At 63.4% G+C, this 1,975-nt stretch carries 3 protein-coding genes; all 3 read left to right on the top strand.

The window, feature by feature from the left end; all coding sequences use genetic code 11:
- The coding region (locus QZ378_RS12815) for a Smr/MutS family protein (RefSeq protein ID WP_291258546.1) at window positions 1-1,125 on the top strand (1,125 nt) is incomplete at its 5' end.
- A 212-nt stretch (window positions 1,126-1,337) separates the two neighbouring features.
- Window positions 1,338-1,601, top strand: a complete 264-nt coding sequence (locus QZ378_RS12820) for an HPr family phosphocarrier protein (RefSeq protein WP_050623740.1) — start codon at window positions 1,338-1,340, stop codon at window positions 1,599-1,601.
- 72 nt (window positions 1,602-1,673) lie between these two features.
- On the top strand, window positions 1,674-1,975 hold a 302-nt coding region (locus QZ378_RS12825), incomplete at its 3' end, for a GIY-YIG nuclease family protein (protein WP_291258547.1).

A 1,975-nucleotide genomic window follows, 5' to 3' on the forward strand; every position in this document is an offset into this window, starting at 1 on the left:
GCGGGCACCGACCCGGTGGAGGGCGCCGCCCTGGCGGCGGCCGTCATTGAGAGTGCCCGGGAGCTGGGGGCACTGGTGGCGGCCACCACCCACTATGCCGAGCTGAAGGTGTACGCTATGACCACCCCCGGGGTGGAGAACGCCTCCTGCGAGTTCAATGTGGACACCCTGGCCCCCACCTACCGGCTGGTAATGGGCATCCCGGGCAAATCCAACGCCTTCGCTATCTCCCGGCGCCTGGGCCTGCCGGAGGAGATCATCGACCGGGCGGCCGCCCGGCTGGATGCGGAGAACGTGCGCTTTGAAGACGTGCTCACCAAGCTGGACCAGCAGCGCCAGGAGATGGAGAAGGACCGGGCGGAGGCCCGGCGGCTGAAGCTGGAGATGGAGCAGTCTGCGGGCAAGGCCCGGGAGTACCGGAAGCGGCTGGAGGAGGAGCGCTCCAAGGTGGTGGAGAAGGCCCAGGCGGAGGCCCGGGCCATCATCCAGGAGGCCAGAGACGCCAGCGACCTGGCCCTCTCCGAACTGAAGGAGCTGAAAAAGCGCCAGGACCTGGACTGGCAGCAGGTGAACGACGGACGGGCGGAGGCCCGCCGCCTGCTTAATGAGGCGGAGCGGTCCATCGGCGGGGCGGCGCAGGAGCCGGAGGCCCCGCCCCCCACCCGGCCGGCCCGGGCTGGGGATACGGTGGAGCTGGTATCCATGGGGACCAGAGCCAGCGTCCTGTCGGTAAACAAGGACGGCACCCTCCAGCTCCAGGCGGGGATCTTGAAGATCACCGCCAAGCAGGACGAGGTGCGGGTGGTGGAGGGCGAGACCCAGAGCCAGAAGGAGGCCAGGCGCATCGTCCAGCGGGCCCAGCACACCCTGCGCGCCGCCGCGGCCCCCTCTGAGATCGATCTGCGGGGCATGATGACCGACGAGGCCATCGCGGTGCTGGACCGCTTCCTGGATACTGCTATGATGGGCAAGCTGGAGAGCGTGACCATCATCCATGGAAAGGGGACCGGCGCGGTGCGCAAGGCGGTGCGGGAGCATCTGAAGCGCAGCCGCTATATCAAATCCTTCCGCCCCGGCCGCTACGGCGAGGGGGAGGACGGCGTCACCGTGGCGGAGCTGCGGTAAGGGGCCGGGCCCTCTTTCCAGGGGGACAGAAGCGCGCACGGCCGGCCCAGCGGTGGGCGGAGACCGGGAAGAAGGGCATCTGCCGCCGAATGCCGTGGACCTCCCGCAATTTTTGTTGAGAAAAGAAGGCAGATTTGTGAAAAATGTCATTGACGGATGCGGGATGAATTTGGTATGCTAGTAACACACAAATCGAGTGCGGAGGTACGGATATGTATAGTCAGGAAGCGGTCGTCAATAACCAGGTAGGCCTGCATGCCAGACCCGCCACGTTCTTTATCCAGAAAGCCAACGAGTTCAAAAGCTCCATTTGGGTGGAGAAGGACGAGCGCAAGGTGAACGCCAAGAGCCTTCTGGGCGTGCTCTCCCTGGGTATTGTCAAAGGTACTCCTATCAAGCTCATTGCGGATGGTCCGGATGAGAAGGAAGCGGTGGAGGCTCTGTTCAAGATGATCTCTTCCGATTTTTCCGAGTGAGCCACACAGCGCAGATCCGAAAGGCACCGCTTCGCGCGGTGCCTTTTTTAACATCTCCCCGGGAGGCCCCCTATGACATTTGACGAATTGAAGGAAAAGGCCCACGCCCTGCCTCTGAAGCCAGGCGTGTATATCATGCAGGATGCCAAAAACACGGTGATCTATGTGGGCAAGGCCAAGGCGTTGAAAAACCGGGTGTCCCAGTATTTCCAGGACTCCGCCTCTCACACGGAGAAGACCCGGGCCATGGTGTCCCAGATCGACCACTTTGACGTGATCGTGGCGGACAGCGAGTTTGAGGCCCTGGTGCTGGAGAACTCCCTCATCAAGCGCCACCAGCCCCGGTACAACATCCTGCTCAAGGACGACAAGGG

Source organism: Flavonifractor sp., assembly GCF_019422385.1.
In the GTDB taxonomy this organism is placed as follows: domain Bacteria; phylum Bacillota; class Clostridia; order Oscillospirales; family Oscillospiraceae; genus Flavonifractor; species Flavonifractor avistercoris.